Source organism: Pseudarthrobacter sp. MDT1-22 (assembly GCF_054511035.1).
Genome location: NZ_JBTNDK010000003.1, coordinates 228,944 through 243,454, shown reverse-complemented (window position 1 = coordinate 243,454; position 14,511 = coordinate 228,944). Strand labels below are relative to the sequence as shown.

Sequence of the window (14,511 nt, the reverse complement as noted above, 5' to 3'; positions counted from 1 at the left end):
CCGGGGTCCTTCGCTTAAACCGTTTTCCAAGCTTTAGCTTAGGCGTTGGGGCGCTTCCCGTGGTTCGCGCCGCCACGCTTACGGTCACGACGTTTACGTGCACGCTTGCTCATAGCTGGCCTCCTTAAATGTTGGTACTCAAAAGAGCTGCCCTCAAGTCTCCCACACCATGGGACACGCCGCGAAACCGAAACGGGCTGTGACCGGGGGCAACACCGGTCCGGCGGCGCAGTCCGGCTGCTCAGCCGGGCTGCTCAGCCGGGCGGCTCAGCCGGGCAGTGAGTTGCGGATGGAGATGCGCGCCTGGTCCAGCACGGTCCTGACAGTTTCCAGCGTGACGGCGCTGAGCGGTTGCCGGGTGGCCTGCAGCCGCAGTTCCACGCGCAGGTCGTCCCGGAACGCCTGCAGCAGCATCTCCGCTTCCTTCAGCTCCTGGAACCCTTCCGAAGACTGGCGGCCGGCTTTCCGGAAATCGGCGGCCCGCGCCGTGGAACGGGCCGCCTCGGCCGTGGCCGCCAGGTCTGCCCGCAACCCGCGCATGTTGGCGCGGATATCCGCCCGCAGGTTGTCCGCCAGGCGGCGGACGGAAGCGGAAATGTCGTTCTCGACTCCGGCGAGTTCCTCCCGGCGCTTGTTGAGTTCAGCAAGCCCCGCCGCGGTGATGCGGTAGTTCGTGCGGCGGCCTTCTGATTCAGTGGCGACGAGCCCTTCTTCCTCCAGCTTCCCAAGCCGGGGATAGATGGTTCCCGCGCTGGGGGAGTAGGTGCCGCCGAACCGTTCGCTGAGGGCTTTGATCAGTTCATAGCCGTGTTTGGGCCCCGACTCCAGCAGTGCGAGCAAGTACAGCCGGAGCGCACCATGGGCGAACACCGGAGGCATCAGTGCCCCGTTTCCGGGCTACTTGCGTCGTCATTGCGGGCCGGCTGGCCATGAAAGATGGACGTTTTGCCGGACACCGAGTTGGTCCGCACCAGCATCAGCTTGCCGTCCGGTCCGGCAATGGTTTCCACCTTGCCGCCGGGCTGGGAGTACTGCTGGTCATCAATCACCACAACGCCGCTGGCCGATTTCGCGACGATGTCCACGCCGACGTCGTGCGGCAGCCTGATGGTGAGGTCGCCGGAGACTGAATTGGCACCGAAGTCGTGGGTAAAGCCGAGCAGGTCAAAACTCATGTCGCCGCTGACCGTGTGAGCCCTGATGTTGCTGAACCGGCCGGATGCGGTGACCTCGCCGGAGACGCTCTTGGCGGTCAGGACGCCGTCGTGGTTTCGCGCGATGACTTCGCCGCTGACGGTGTTGACGTGAAGTTCCCCGGATGTGCCGTCTGCCATCACAGAACCCGAGACGGTATTGAGCCGCGTGCGCCCGCTGATTCCGGACACGAGGCCATCGCCGCTGACCGTGCCGGCCTCCACCTCGACGCCGGCCGGCAGAGCGATGCTGATCACCGCTGAGTTGTTGCTGTTGTGGTTGACCGTGCCCATCAGGTTCTTGAACCAGCCCTGGGGGCCGTGCAGCTGATGGCGGACCTCAAGCCTGCCGTCCGTCAGTGTCACCGACACGGGATCGCCCTGGACGTCGTTGATCTCCACACGGGCCACGGCGTCGGCGTGCGTGACGACGTCGAACCTGCCGCGGACCATGCCCAGCTTCAGCGACCGGACGTGGTCAACGTCGATGGTTTGCGGACCTGTGACGGTCCAGCTGTCCTCTGTCATGAATCCTCCAAAACCGCGATATATCGTGACTGATATCTCAAGATATAACGGACCGCTGGACCCGTCAAGATATATCGCGACTGGAAGGGTTGGCGAAGCCTACTCGGGGGCGTCCATGCCCAGCCACTGGAACCAGCCACGGTGGAGGACCAGCCAGGCCATCAGGCCATAGCCCGCCTGCCCCGGCGTGCCGGTGTTCGCCGCAAGGTCCTGGCGCCACTGTTCGTGGTTCAGAAGGGGGGAGAACGTGTCCACATAGAGGTGCTTGCGCCTGGTGGTGACGTCAGCGAAGGCCGTGTTCAGATCGGCGAGCCGGCGGTTCTGTACCGGGTCCAGCGTGGGCGGCGGGCCCACCACAAACACCTCGATCCGGTTCTGCGTGGCGGTATCCAGGATGTTGGCCAGGTTCAGGCGGCTGCGGGCGGTCGACAGGCCGAACTCGATGTCCCGGCCCGAGAGGCCAATCACCAGGCGGTTCTCGTGCTGGTCGCCGAACCGCCGCCCGGCCTCCTCCTGCCAGCGGGCAGCCAGCCCCTCCGTTCCTTCCTGGGGACAGGGGAGGGCATACGCTTCCAGGACCATGCCGTCCTGCGGAGTGCGGGCCAACACGCGGCCCAGCCAGCCGAGGGCCCTGGGATCGCCTAGCCCGGCCAGCAGTTCATCTCCAACAGCTGCGATCCGCAGCTTCCTGTCTTCCACAAGTCCCTCTTTACGTCCGTGCCGATTCAGGCCAATCGGCGTGGCTATGATCCATCTTCATTAAACAGAACTGCCCGGCCGGAGTCTGGTATTTCGACGTCCGGCCGGGCAGCCACTGGGACTACTTCCGTGCAAATGCCTGCTTCAGCAGTGAATCCTGCTCAGCTGCGTGTCGCTTCATGGAGCCAGCCGCCGTGGAGGCCGATGCGGGACGCGACACCAGGCGAACGCGCCGGTCCAGCGCCTCCGGGAGGTTCAGGCCCATAAACGGCCACGGTCCCTGGTTGGCGGGCTCGTCCTGTGCCCAGACAACCTCCGCGTTCGGGTACTTGGCCAGTTCCGCTGCGATTTCTTCGTGCGGCAGCGGGTAGAGCTGCTCCACACGGACAATCGCGGTGGTCTTGTCACCGGTCTTCTGCCGGGTGGACAGGAGATCGTAGTACAGGCGGCCGGAGACCAGCAGTACGCGTTCGACGGCGTCTGCCGCCAGCTGCTCGTGGTCACCTATGACGGGGCGGAAGGAGCCCGTGGTGAAGTCCTCGACGGACGACGCGGCTGCCTTGAGGCGCAGAAGCTGCTTCGGCGTGAAGATGATCAGCGGCTTGCGCGGCCGGCTGTACGCCTGGCGGCGCAGCAGGTGGAAGTGTGATGCCGCCGTGGTGGGGTTGGCGACGATCATGTTCTCTTCGGCGCACATCAGCAGGAAGCGTTCGATGCGTGCCGACGAGTGGTCCGGGCCCTGGCCTTCGTAGCCGTGCGGCAGCATCAGGACCAGGGAGGAGCGCTGGCCCCACTTCTGCTCGGCCGAGGAGATGAACTCATCGATGATGGTCTGCGCGCCGTTGACGAAGTCACCGAACTGCGCTTCCCACAGCACCAGGGCATCCGGGCGTTCCACCGAGTAGCCGTATTCGAAGCCCATGGCCGCGTATTCGGACAGCAGGGAGTCGTAGATCCACAGCTTCGCCTGGTCATCCGAGAGGTGGCCCAGGGGCAGCCACTCGCCGCCGTTGGCGCGGTCGTGGAACACTGCGTGGCGCTGCACAAACGTGCCGCGGCGCGAGTCCTGGCCGGCAAGCCGGACGGGAACGCCTTCCATGATCAGCGAACCGAAGGCCGCGATCTCGCCAAAGCCCCAGTCGATGCCGCCTTCGCGGGACATCTGCTCGCGCTTTTCGAGGAGCTGCTTGAGCTTGGCGTGGACGGTGAAGCCCTCGGGGATCTGGACGTGGGCCTTGCCGATGTGTGCCAGGGTCTCCGGAGAAATGGCAGTGGACGCCGGGGCGTTGGTGCCGAAGTCAGCCTGCTGGGCGATGGGACGCTCAATGTCGGAGACGGCGGCGGAGTCCGCGGTGATGATCGGGATGGGCGAGGTCTGGGCCGCGTGCGTTTCGGCGAAGACCCGCTCCAGCCGTTCCTGGTAGTCGCGGAGCAGCTGCTCCGCTTCTTCCTCGGTGATGTCGCCACGGCCGATGAGTGCCTCGGTGTACAGCTTGCGGACGGAGCGCTTGGCTTCGATCAGGTTGTACATCATGGGCTGGGTCATCGAGGGGTCGTCACCCTCGTTGTGGCCACGGCGGCGGTAGCACACCATGTCGATCACAACGTCCTTGTGGAACCGCTGGCGGAACTTGTAGGCGAGCTGGGCGATGCGAACCACTGCCTCGGGATCGTCACCGTTCACGTGGAACACCGGCGCCTGGATCATCTTGGCGACGTCCGTGGAGTAGGTGGACGAGCGCGACGACGACGGCGCCGTGGTGAAGCCGACCTGGTTGTTGACCACCACGTGGATGGTGCCGCCGGTCCGGTAACCGCGGAGCTGGGACAGGTTCAGCGTCTCAGCAACCACGCCCTGGCCTGCGAACGCAGCATCTCCGTGGACCATGAGGGGCAGGACCGGGAAGGCCTCGCCCTGGTCCAGGCGGTCCTGCTTGGCGCGGACGATGCCTTCGAGCACCGAGTCGACAGCCTCGAGGTGGGACGGGTTGGCGGCGAGGTAGACCTTGGTCTCGTTGCCGTTTTCCGAGGTGAACGTGCCTTCGGTACCGAGGTGGTACTTCACGTCGCCGGAGCCCTGCACGGAGCGGGGATCCTGGGTGCCTTCGAATTCGCGGAACACCTGGGCGTAGGTCTTGCCGGCGATGTTGGTGAGGACGTTCAGGCGGCCGCGGTGGGCCATGCCGATTGCAACTTCGTCCAGTCCGTCGTCAGCGGCATCGGAAATGATGGCGTCCAGCAGCGGAATCAGGGATTCGCCGCCTTCTAGGGAGAAGCGCTTCTGGCCGACGAACTTGGTCTGCAGGAAGGTTTCAAACGCTTCGGCCGCGTTGAGCCGGGACACGATGCGCAGCTGCTCTTCGCGGCTCGGCTTCGAGTATGCGTGCTCCAGCTGGTCCTGGAACCACTTGCGTTCTTCCGGCTCCTGGATGTGCATGTACTCGATGCCCGTGGTGCGGCAGTATGCGTCGCGGAGTACGCCGAGGATGTCGCGGAACTTGAGCATGGGCGCGCCGCCGAAACCGCCGGTGGGCCACTCACGGTCCAGGTCCCACAGGGTCAGCCCATAGGTGAGGACGTCAAGGTCCGGGTGCTTGCGCTGGACGTACTCCAGGGGATCGGTGTCTGCCATCAAGTGGCCGCGCACACGGTAGGAGTGGATCAGCTGCTGGATCCGGGCAACCTTGTTGATCTGGTCTGCAGGGTCCACCTGCAGGTCCGGGCTCCAGCGAACGGGCTCGTACGGGATGCGGAGGGACTCGAAGATTTCGTCGTAGAAGTTCTGGGCACCGAGCAGCAGCTGGTGCACAAGCTTCAGGAACTCGCCGCTGCCGGCTCCCTGGATGACGCGGTGGTCATAGGTGGATGTCAGCGTGAGGACCTTGCTGATGGCGTTCTGCGCAATGATCTTTTCGCTGGCGCCCTGGAACTCGGCCGGGTAGTCCAGCGCGCCGACGCCGATGATGGCAGCCTGCCCCTTGGACAGACGCGGCACGGAGTGAACGGTGCCGATGCCGCCGGGGTTGGTCAGCGACACCGTGGTGCCGGAGTGGTCATCAGCGGTCAGCTTGCCGGCGCGGGCACGCTTGATCAGGTCTTCATAGGTGTGCCAGAACTCGGAGAAGTTGAGGGTCTCCGCCTTCTTGATGTTGGGCACCATAAGCAGGCGGGTGCCGTCCGGCTTGGGCATGTCAATGGCGATGCCGAAGTTGACATGGGCCGGCTGGATAGCACTGGGCTTGCCGTCGATTTCGTCGTAGTAGACGTTCATCGAGGGGAACTGGGCGAGTGCCCGGATCACGGCGTAGCCGATGAGGTGCGTGAAGGAAACCTTGCCGCCGCGTGCACGGGCCAGGTTGGAGTTGATGACCACGCGGTTATCGATCAACAGCTTGGCCGGAATAGCCCGGACGCTGGTGGCCGTGGGGACCTCAAGGCTGGTGACCATGTTGGTGGCGATGGCCTTGGCCGGGCCACGAAGAACGGAGACCACGTCCTCTTCCGGAGCCGTGGGTGCCTTGACGTTCTTGGGAAGCTGGGCGGGAATCGGCTGGGCGCCGGTTCCGGGCTCGGTCTTCTTCGCGCCATCGCGGGCGACCGTAGCGGGAGCTTTCTTTGCCGCCGCGGGGGCGGTGGCTGGCGCTGCGGGCTGTGCGGCCGGCGACGTTGCCGGTGCAGCAGTTGCAGAAGCCGGAGGTGCCGGCGGTACAGCCGGCATTTCGCGGGTTGCTGGGTGGGCCACGGCTACCGCCGTGCTTCCGTTGGAAGAAGAACCGCTGCCTGAATCGAAGGACTCGAAAAGGGGCCACCATTTGGTATCCACCGTGTTCTTGTCTTTCTGATACTGCTCGTACAGTTCGTCAACGAGCCACTCGTTTCCGCCAAATTCCTCTGGTAGACGGTGGCTAGGCTGCTCTGGCACTTGAAATACGCCTCTTCCATGAGTTTGATTTCTCTCTGGCCGCCACGGTGCCGCAGCACAACATTCGAACCAGTCTCTGCGTCCTGAACCCGGACCGTTGCCAGTCTAATGAGCATTCTGTGTTAACTGCCAATAACGGTGACCCAAATCATGGCAATGACGCGGAGATCGCGGATTGTGGCGTCCGGAAACCGTCCCGGCGCGGGTGCGCCGTGACCTCAGTGCGGCCATCCGAAAGGCGCAATCTGCTCCTGTAGACTGAAATTCTTATGGACAGTAAATCTAGGTGCCGGCCTGGGGGCTGTCAGCGGAGCACGACATACAGCACCGCGCAGTCCACCCGCAGAGCCGGCAAACCCCGAACACGCGCCCATCATTCTCCGTCAGCCCACCCCGGCGGAGCCCCTATGGAAACAGCGTCGGCTTCGGCCGATCATCCTCCGCCGGTCCGTTTCCCCCGGCTTCACACAAATTCTCCCGACTTTCGGGCGGGATGCTGAATGGAGTGGTTGCTCCTAGCGGCAGGCCTCCTGCTGATCGCCGGCACCGGCTTTTTCGTCGCCGTCGAATTTTCCCTGATTGCCCTTGACCAGGCCACGGTCCAACGTGCCATCGATAACGGTGACACGGGTGCCGTCCCACTGCTCAAGTGCCTGAAATCCCTCTCAACCCAGCTTTCCAGCTGTCAGCTCGGCATCACCCTGACCACCCTTCTGACCGGTTACGTGATGGAACCGTCTGTAGGACGCCTCCTCGAGGGCCCGTTGGCTGCCGTCGGTATTCCCGAAGTGGCGGCGGCATCCGTTTCCCTGGTCATCGCCATGGCGCTGGCCACGCTGCTGTCCATGCTGCTTGGCGAACTGGTGCCCAAGAACATGGCCATTGCGCTGTCCTTCCAAGTGGGCAAGGCGCTGGCGCGGCCGCAGCTGGTCTTTACGGCCATCTTCAAGCCCGCCATCGTGGTGCTCAACGGCTTTTCCAACAAGGTACTGAACGTCTTTGGCCTGGAGGCCAAGGAAGAGATTTCCGGTGCCCGGACGCCGGCCGAGCTCGCCTCCCTGGTGCGGCGCTCCGCCGCCATGGGAACGCTCGACGCCGGGACGGCCAACTTTGTGGCCCGCACCCTGAACTTCTCGGCCCGGACGGCCGCCGATGTTATGACGCCCCGGATCCGGATGGAAACCATCGACGCAGACCAGCCTGTCTCGGACATCCTGGACGCCGCCCGGCGCACCGGGTACTCCCGTTTCCCCGTCATCGGGGAGTCCTCCGACGACATCAAGGGCCTGGTCCACGTCAAGAAGGCCGTTGCCGTGCCGTGGGACCGGCGGGCCAACCTGGAGGCCGGAGCCATCATGACCGATGTGCTCCGCGTGCCGGAGACCATCCACCTCGATGCCCTCCTGGCCGAGCTGCGCGAGGGAAACCTCCAGCTCGCGATTGTCCTGGATGAATACGGCGGAACCGCAGGCATCGCCACCCTTGAGGACCTCGTGGAGGAAATCGTCGGTGAAGTGTCCGACGAGCACGACAAGGTACGCCCTGGACTGCTCCAGAGCGCCTCCGGGGACTGGTACTTCCCCGGGTTGCTGCGCCCCGACGAGCTTTCCGAACAGATCCCGGGGCTGACCGTTCCGGACGAAGCCGCCTACGAAACCGTGGGCGGGTACGTCATGAGTGAACTGGGCCGGATCGCCGCAGTGGGGGACACCGTCGACGTAGGCGGAGGCACGCTGAGCGTGACCAGGATGGACGGCCGAAGGATCGAGCGGATCTCCTTCCATCCGGCGGCGCCTGAAGCGGAGCCTGCTCCGGAAGACGGGAGTGAACGATGAGTGACTGGGCCGGAATTGCCTGGCTGGTTGTCCTCCTGCTGGGTAACGCGTTTTTTGTCGGCGCCGAGTTCGCCGTGATGTCGGCCAGGCGCAGCCAGATCGAACCCCTCGCCGAGGCCGGTTCCAAGCGGGCACAGACCACGTTGCGCGCCATGGAGAACGTCTCATTGATGCTGGCCTGTGCGCAGTTGGGCATCACTGTGTGCTCGCTGCTGATCCTGCAGGTGGCCGAACCGGCCATCCACCACCTGATGGCGGCTCCCCTGGAAGCTGTCGGGCTGCCGGTGGAAGTTGCCGACGTCGCAGCGTTCGCGATTGCCCTGATGGTGGTGACCTTCCTCCACGTGACGTTCGGCGAGATGGTGCCGAAGAACATCTCGGTATCGGTGGCGGACAAGGCTGCCTTGCTGCTGGCGCCGCCGCTGATGTTTGTTGCGAAGCTGGTCAACCCGGCCATCGTCGCGCTGAACTGGTCCGCCAACCACATCCTCAAGCTGCTGCGGATTGAGCCCAAGGATGAGGTGAACTCGTCCTTTACCCTCGAAGAAGTCCAGTCGATCGTGCAGGAATCCACCCGTCACGGGCTGGTGGATGATGACGCGGGCCTGATCACCGGCGCCCTGGAATTTTCCGAATACGCGGCGTCGGACATCATGGTTCCGCTGGACGACCTGGTCATGCTGAAGGCGGCCACCACTCCGGTGGAGTTTGAAAAAGCCGTCAGCAGGACCGGGTTCTCAAGGTTCCCCATGCTGGACGATGACGGCATGCTGTCCGGCTACCTCCACGTGAAGGATGTGCTGTCCATTCCCGACTCGGACTACCAGCACCCCATCGCCGAGAGCAGGATCCGTTCGCTGGCCAACCTCGCGCTGGACGACGAAGTTGAAACGGCCATGTCCGTCATGCAGCGCACGGGCTCACACCTGGCCCGCGTGATCGGCACGGACGGGCAGACCAACGGCGTCCTCTTCCTGGAAGACGTGATCGAGCAGCTGGTGGGAGAGATCCGGGACGCCACGCAGGCCACAGGCATCAGGAGGCTGGGCGAGCCGAACGGTGACTGAGCGCGCCCGTCCGCAAGGGACCGGCCCGGCTATCCTAAATAGGAATCATTCACATTTAGGGGTAAGCTTTTTCGAGACGCAAAAGTCCATCCCTGTACCGAACTGAGGTTTCCGTGCGCCACCCCGCCGCCATCCGAACGTCCCTCGCAGCCCTCGCCGGCCTGAGCCTGCTGCTCACCGCCTGCGGCTCCGGAGGCGGTGCACCGTCGGCGACGTCCGGCACGGAGTCACCCGCCGGCGTCGTCGAGGTGGTGGCGTCCACCAACGTGTACGGCGACATCGCCGCGATCATCGGCGGGGACAACGTCAACGTCACCTCCATCATCACCAAGACCAGCCAGGACCCGCATTCGTACGAGGCCACCGCGCAGGACCGGCTGCTGGTGTCCAAAGCGGAACTGGTGGTCGAGAACGGCGGCGGCTACGACGCCTTCCTCCACAAGATGGTCGACGACAGCAACATCCCGCACAGCAATATCGTCACGGCCGTCGAAGTGGCTGGCCTGGCTCCGGAGGAAGGCCACACCGATTCGCCGTCGGCGGCGAGCGAGTCAGCTGACGGCCACCGCCACGAGCACGGTGAGTTCAACGAGCACGCCTGGTACAGCCTGGATGCCATGGGTAAGCTCGCTGATTCACTGGCGGCAAAACTGGGTGAACTCGAACCGGGATCAGCCGCCCTGTTCACGTCCAATGCCGCAACCTTCAAAGCCGGGGTGGACGGCCTGGCCGTCAAGCTCGCCGCGCTGAAGGCCAACGGAACAGGCGCAGCCGTGGCCGTGACCGAACCTGTCCCGCTGTACCTGCTCGAGGCAGCAGGGCTGGAGAACAGGACTCCGGCCGACTACACAGCCGCGATCGAGGAAGGCTCGGACGTTCCGCCAGCCGTGCTGAAGGCCGCCACGGAGCTGGCGGGATCCAAGGACATCAGGTTCCTGGCCTACAACGCGCAGACAGAGGGACCACAGACGCAGGCGCTGAAAAAGGCAGCCGAATCAGCCGGCGTTCCCGTCATTGACTTCAGCGAAACCCTGCCCGAAGGCAAGACGTACCTGCAGTGGATGACGGACAATGTTGACAACGTCAGCAAAGTTTTGGAGAAAAATAGTTGAAACCGGTGGTCAGCCTCCGCGGGGCGTCCCTGCAGTTCGGCAAACGCTTGCTCTGGGAGGATCTCGACCTGGATATCAGGCCCGGTGAGTTCTTCGCCGTCCTGGGTCCGAATGGCAGCGGAAAGACCAGTTTCCTCAAGGTTCTCCTGGGCCTTCAGGAACTGCAGTCCGGCCGGGCCACTTTGGGCGACCGTCCCGTGGAGCGGGGCAGCAAACTGATCGGCTACATTCCGCAGCAGAAATCCTTTGCTCCGGACACCCCCATGCGTGCCCGGGACCTGGTGGGGCTCGGTGTGGATGGCCACCGCTGGGGGCTGCGGCTGGGCAGGTCCGGGGCAAACCGCAGGATCGATGAGCTTCTGGAACTGGTGGGCGCCAGTGACTACGCCAAAGTCCCGGTGGGCCAGCTCTCCGGCGGCGAGCAGCAGCGCCTCCGGGTGGCCCAGGCGCTGGCCACGGACCCCAAGGTCCTCCTCTGCGACGAACCGTTGCTGTCCCTGGACCTGCACCACCAGCAGGCCGTCAGCGCGCTGATCAACAAGCAGTGCCACGCCCAGAACAGCGCGGTGGTTTTTGTCACCCACGAAATCAACCCCATCATCGATTACGTTGACCGGGTGCTGTATCTGGCCGGAGGGCGGTTCCGGGTGGGGACCCCGGAAGAGGTCATGACCACTGAGGTCCTGTCTGAGCTCTATGGCAGCCATGTGGAGGTCATCCACGCGAACGGGCGCATCGTCGTCGTCGGCCTGCCCGACGCAACCACGCACCACCATGCCGATGTCCACGCAACGGCGGGGGACGTGGCCTGATGGATGCGGACAGCATCATCGGAGCGATCTTCAGCTTCGAGAACTACGGCGAGCTGCTGGTACTGGTCCAGAACTCCATCTGGGCGGGGGCCGTGTTGGGCCTGCTCGGCGGGCTGGTAGGCACTTTCGTGATGAAACGGGACCTGGCCTTCGCCGTCCACGGCATCTCCGAGCTTTCGTTCGCGGGGGCGGCCTTTGCGCTCCTGATCGGCGCGGACATCGTGTTTGGCTCACTGATCGGCTCGGTGGCGGCGGCGCTGCTCCTGGGCCTGATGGGCGTCCGGGCGCGCGACAAGAACTCCATCATTGGGGTGATCATGCCGTTCGGACTGGGGCTGGGCATCCTGTTCCTGTCGCTGTACGAAGGCCGTGCCGCCAACAAATTCGGCCTGCTCACGGGGCAGATCGTGTCCGTGGACACCGTCCAGCTCCAGGTCCTCGCCGGCGCCGCCGTGCTGGTCATTGCGGCCCTGGCAGCCATCTGGCGCCCGCTGAACTTTGCCAGCGTTGATCCCGAACTGGCAGAGGCCCGCGGGGTGCCCGTCCGGACGCTCGCGCTGATCTTTATGGTCCTGCTGGGAGTCAGCGTAGCGCTGTCCATCCAGGTGGTGGGGGCGCTCCTGGTGCTCGCATTGCTGATCACCCCGGCAGCCGCGGCGCTCCGCGTGACGTCCGCGCCCGTGGCCGTGGTGGCGCTCAGCGTTGTTTTCGCCGTCACGGCCACGGTGGGCGGAATCCTGCTGGCCCTGGGCGGGCGGATCCCCATCAGCCCCTATGTCACCACGCTGTCATTCCTGATCTACGTGGTGTGCCGCCTCGTGGGCAGTGTCCGGGCCAAGAAAGGCATCAACGGCCGGCTGGTGCACGCCCGCTGACACGGTCGAACGGGATGCGTGAGGCCGCGGCCGCGCAGGCCGTCAGAGTTTGCCGGTGGCCCTGAGGGCTGTGCAGTCCGGGCACAGGCCGAAGATCTCCACGGTGTGCGCCACCTCTGTGTAGCCGTGTTCGGTGGCGATCCGGGCGGCCCAGGTTTCCACCGCCGGGGCCTCGACTTCCACGGCCTTCCCGCAGTTGCGGCACAGCAGGTGATGGTGGTGCCCGGTCACGGCACAGCGCCGGTAAACGGCTTCGCCCTCGCCGTTGCGCAGCACGTCCACGAGGCCCTCGTCGGCGAGGAACTGCAGGATCCGGTACGCCGTTGCCAAGGAAACTGAGACGCCCTTGTTCTGCAGGATGCGGTAGAGCTCCTGCGTGCTGACGAAGTCATCCAGCTCGTCCAGGGCAGCGCTGACGGCCACACGCTGCTTGGTGACGCGCTGCTCCTTGCCGGGCACACTAACGGTGCCTGCGCCGGATGCAGCGGTCGACGGCGTGGCGTCAGCTTTGGTGCCGAACGGCATGAAGGTACTCGCTTCCCTGAGGGACGGTGGCAATCATCAAGATTACCAGCCGGGGCTGAACAGCCGGACGCCCCTTGGACAGGCTTGGGGCCGGACCCTAGGCTGGCGCTATGAAGCTGACAAAATACACCCATGCGTGCGTCCGGCTTGAGAAGGACGGCGGGGTGCTGGTGCTGGATCCGGGAACATTCTCCGAGACCGCCGAAGCCCTGGCCGGGGCGCAGGCCGTGCTGATCACGCACGAGCACGCCGACCATGTGGATGTGCCGGCCATGATCAACGCACTGCGCCGCTCTGACGTCCTGGCGGTCTTCGCGCCGGCCGGAGTGGCCGCCCATCTGCGGGAGGAGGCGCCGCAGGCCGCAGTGCGGATCCACACGGTTGAACCCGGTTCCAGTTTTGACGCGGCCGGCTTCAACGTGCGCAGCTTCGGCGGACAGCACGCACTGATCCACCCGCAGGTTCCCATCGTGGCCAACATCGGCTACCTGGTGGACGGCAACGTCTACCACCCTGGGGACTCTTTCATCATCCCGGACGGCCTCAGCGTGCAGACGCTGCTGGTTCCGCTCCACGCGCCGTGGAGCAAGGTCAGCGAGGTGGTGGATTTTGTCATTGCCGTCCGGGCCCCGCGTGCGTTCCAGATCCACGACGGGCTGCTCAACGAAACGGGCCTGAAGGTCGCAGAATCCCATGTTGCCCGGCTGGGCCGGAAATACGGCACCGAGTACACCCGCCTTGCCCCGCGGGAATCAGTGGAGGTCTGACCGGCTACGCGTTCCAGACGCCGGTCTGGAAAAACCGGCGGATGACTTCCTCATACGGCTCGGGGTCCAGGCCCTGCCCTGAAAGCCACGCGGGATTGTAGTAGTTGCCCGCATAGCGGTCGCCGCCGTCGCACATCAACGACACAATGCTGCCGCGCTGTCCCTCGGCCACCATTTCCGCCATAAGCTGCCAGACACCCCACAGGTTGGTGCCCGTGGACGGTCCGGCATGCAGGTCGGCGACCGTGCGCAGGTGCCGCATGGCTGCGACGGAGGCGGCGTCGGGGACCTGGATCATGTGGTCGATGACGGCGGGCACAAAGCTCGGTTCCATCCGCGGCCGGCCGATCCCTTCGATCCGTGACGGCAGTCCGGTGCTGGCCTCACCCGCACCGCTCAGCCAGCCGGGGTAGAACGCGGAATTCTCCGGGTCTACCACCGCAAGGCGCGTGTCGTGGCCGCGGTAGCGCAGGTAGCGGCCAATGGTCGCACTCGTGCCCCCGGTCCCCGCACCCACCACGATCCAGCGGGGGACGGGATGTTCCTCCAGCGCCAGCTGCCCGAAGATGGACTCCGCGATGTTGTTGTTGCCGCGCCAGTCTGTGGCCCGCTCCGCGTAGGTGAACTGGTCCATGTAGTGGCCGTTGGATGTGGCAGCGACGTCCGCCGCCGCAGCATAAACCTCTGAGGCGTGGTCAACCAACAGGCACGTGCCGCCGAACTGTTCGATCAGCGCGATCTTCTCCGGGCTCGTCGTGCGGGTCATGACTGCTACGAACGGCAGGCCCAGGAGCTGCGCGAAATATGCCTCCGAAACAGCGGTGCTGCCGCTGGACGCCTCCACGATAGTGGTACCTTCGCGAATCCAGCCGTTGACCAGGCCGAAGAGGAACAGCGACCGGGCCAGCCGGTGCTTGAGGCTCCCCGAACGGTGCGTGGATTCGTCCTTGAGGTAAAGCTGGATGCCCCAGTGCTGCGGGAGCGGTACCGAGTAGAGATGGGTATCGGCGGACCGGTTGTTTTCTGCATTGACTTTTCTGATGGCCTCGTCAGCCCAGGCCCGGTCCGCGCTCGCGTTCTTCACCGGACCAGCCTACCGTCGGCCCTCCGTGCAAGGCGCTCTGCCGCAGCTAGAGTTGGATCAGCGACTGCACACCTCACAAGCACAATTGCCAA

General features: G+C 64.8%; 13 protein-coding genes. 6 read left to right on the top strand and 7 right to left on the bottom strand.

Annotation, left to right across the window (positions count from 1 at the left end; genetic code table 11):
* Nucleotides 1-38: 38 nt before the first annotated feature.
* The 5 genes from ACX80M_RS04480 to ACX80M_RS04460 all read right to left on the bottom strand — a co-directional run bounded on the left by ACX80M_RS04480 (nt 39) and on the right by ACX80M_RS04460 (nt 6,342).
* The gene (locus ACX80M_RS04480; RefSeq protein WP_104061284.1) at nt 39-113 is read right to left on the bottom strand and encodes a 50S ribosomal protein bL37; all 75 of its coding nucleotides are present in this window, start codon (nt 111-113) and stop codon (nt 39-41) included.
* Nucleotides 114-267: 154 nt separating this feature from the next.
* Nucleotides 268-879, bottom strand: a complete 612-nt coding sequence (locus ACX80M_RS04475) for a PadR family transcriptional regulator (protein ID WP_252614326.1) — start codon at nt 877-879, stop codon at nt 268-270.
* A complete protein-coding gene (locus tag ACX80M_RS04470; RefSeq protein ID WP_252614325.1) occupies nt 879-1,721 on the bottom strand; it encodes a DUF4097 family beta strand repeat-containing protein in 843 nt (280 codons plus the stop codon). Before ACX80M_RS04470 ends, ACX80M_RS04475 begins: the two co-directional genes overlap by 1 nt.
* A 99-nt stretch (nt 1,722-1,820) precedes the next feature.
* Nucleotides 1,821-2,420, bottom strand: a complete 600-nt coding sequence (locus ACX80M_RS04465; RefSeq protein ID WP_252614324.1) for a GDSL-type esterase/lipase family protein — start codon at nt 2,418-2,420, stop codon at nt 1,821-1,823.
* Between the two features lie 121 nt (nt 2,421-2,541).
* Nucleotides 2,542-6,342, bottom strand: coding sequence for a multifunctional oxoglutarate decarboxylase/oxoglutarate dehydrogenase thiamine pyrophosphate-binding subunit/dihydrolipoyllysine-residue succinyltransferase subunit (locus ACX80M_RS04460; RefSeq protein WP_459309048.1), 3,801 nt, complete (start codon nt 6,340-6,342; stop codon nt 2,542-2,544).
* Nucleotides 6,343-6,842: 500 nt separating this feature from the next.
* On the opposite strand from ACX80M_RS04460, the gene ACX80M_RS04455 reads away from it, so the two are divergent.
* The 5 genes from ACX80M_RS04455 (at nt 6,843) to ACX80M_RS04435 (ending at nt 12,043) form a co-directional block, all read left to right on the top strand.
* Entirely contained in the window at nt 6,843-8,177 is a 1,335-nt protein-coding gene (locus tag ACX80M_RS04455) for a hemolysin family protein (RefSeq protein ID WP_252611695.1), read from the top strand.
* Complete coding sequence (locus ACX80M_RS04450) at nt 8,174-9,244, top strand: hemolysin family protein (protein ID WP_459309046.1); 1,071 nt, start codon at nt 8,174-8,176, stop codon at nt 9,242-9,244. Before ACX80M_RS04455 ends, ACX80M_RS04450 begins: the two co-directional genes overlap by 4 nt.
* 113 nt (nt 9,245-9,357) lie before the next feature.
* A complete protein-coding gene (locus ACX80M_RS04445) occupies nt 9,358-10,356 on the top strand; it encodes a metal ABC transporter solute-binding protein, Zn/Mn family (protein ID WP_459309044.1) in 999 nt (332 codons plus the stop codon).
* Nucleotides 10,353-11,168, top strand: coding sequence for a metal ABC transporter ATP-binding protein (locus ACX80M_RS04440; protein WP_459309042.1), 816 nt, complete (start codon nt 10,353-10,355; stop codon nt 11,166-11,168). Before ACX80M_RS04445 ends, ACX80M_RS04440 begins: the two co-directional genes overlap by 4 nt.
* A complete protein-coding gene (locus ACX80M_RS04435) occupies nt 11,168-12,043 on the top strand; it encodes a metal ABC transporter permease (protein WP_459309040.1) in 876 nt (291 codons plus the stop codon). Before ACX80M_RS04440 ends, ACX80M_RS04435 begins: the two co-directional genes overlap by 1 nt.
* A gap of 42 nt (nt 12,044-12,085) precedes the next feature.
* On the opposite strand, the gene ACX80M_RS04430 is transcribed toward ACX80M_RS04435, so the two are convergent.
* Nucleotides 12,086-12,568, bottom strand: a complete 483-nt coding sequence (locus tag ACX80M_RS04430) for a Fur family transcriptional regulator (RefSeq protein WP_459309038.1) — start codon at nt 12,566-12,568, stop codon at nt 12,086-12,088.
* A gap of 110 nt (nt 12,569-12,678) precedes the next feature.
* Between ACX80M_RS04430 and ACX80M_RS04425 the strand changes: the two genes are divergently transcribed.
* The gene (locus ACX80M_RS04425) at nt 12,679-13,335 is read left to right on the top strand and encodes an MBL fold metallo-hydrolase (protein WP_252611704.1); all 657 of its coding nucleotides are present in this window, start codon (nt 12,679-12,681) and stop codon (nt 13,333-13,335) included.
* A 4-nt stretch (nt 13,336-13,339) separates the two neighbouring features.
* Here the strand turns inward: ACX80M_RS04425 and ACX80M_RS04420 are convergent, their stop codons facing one another.
* Nucleotides 13,340-14,419, bottom strand: a complete 1,080-nt coding sequence (locus ACX80M_RS04420) for a PLP-dependent cysteine synthase family protein (RefSeq protein WP_459309036.1) — start codon at nt 14,417-14,419, stop codon at nt 13,340-13,342.
* Between the last annotated feature and the right edge of the window lie 92 nt (nt 14,420-14,511).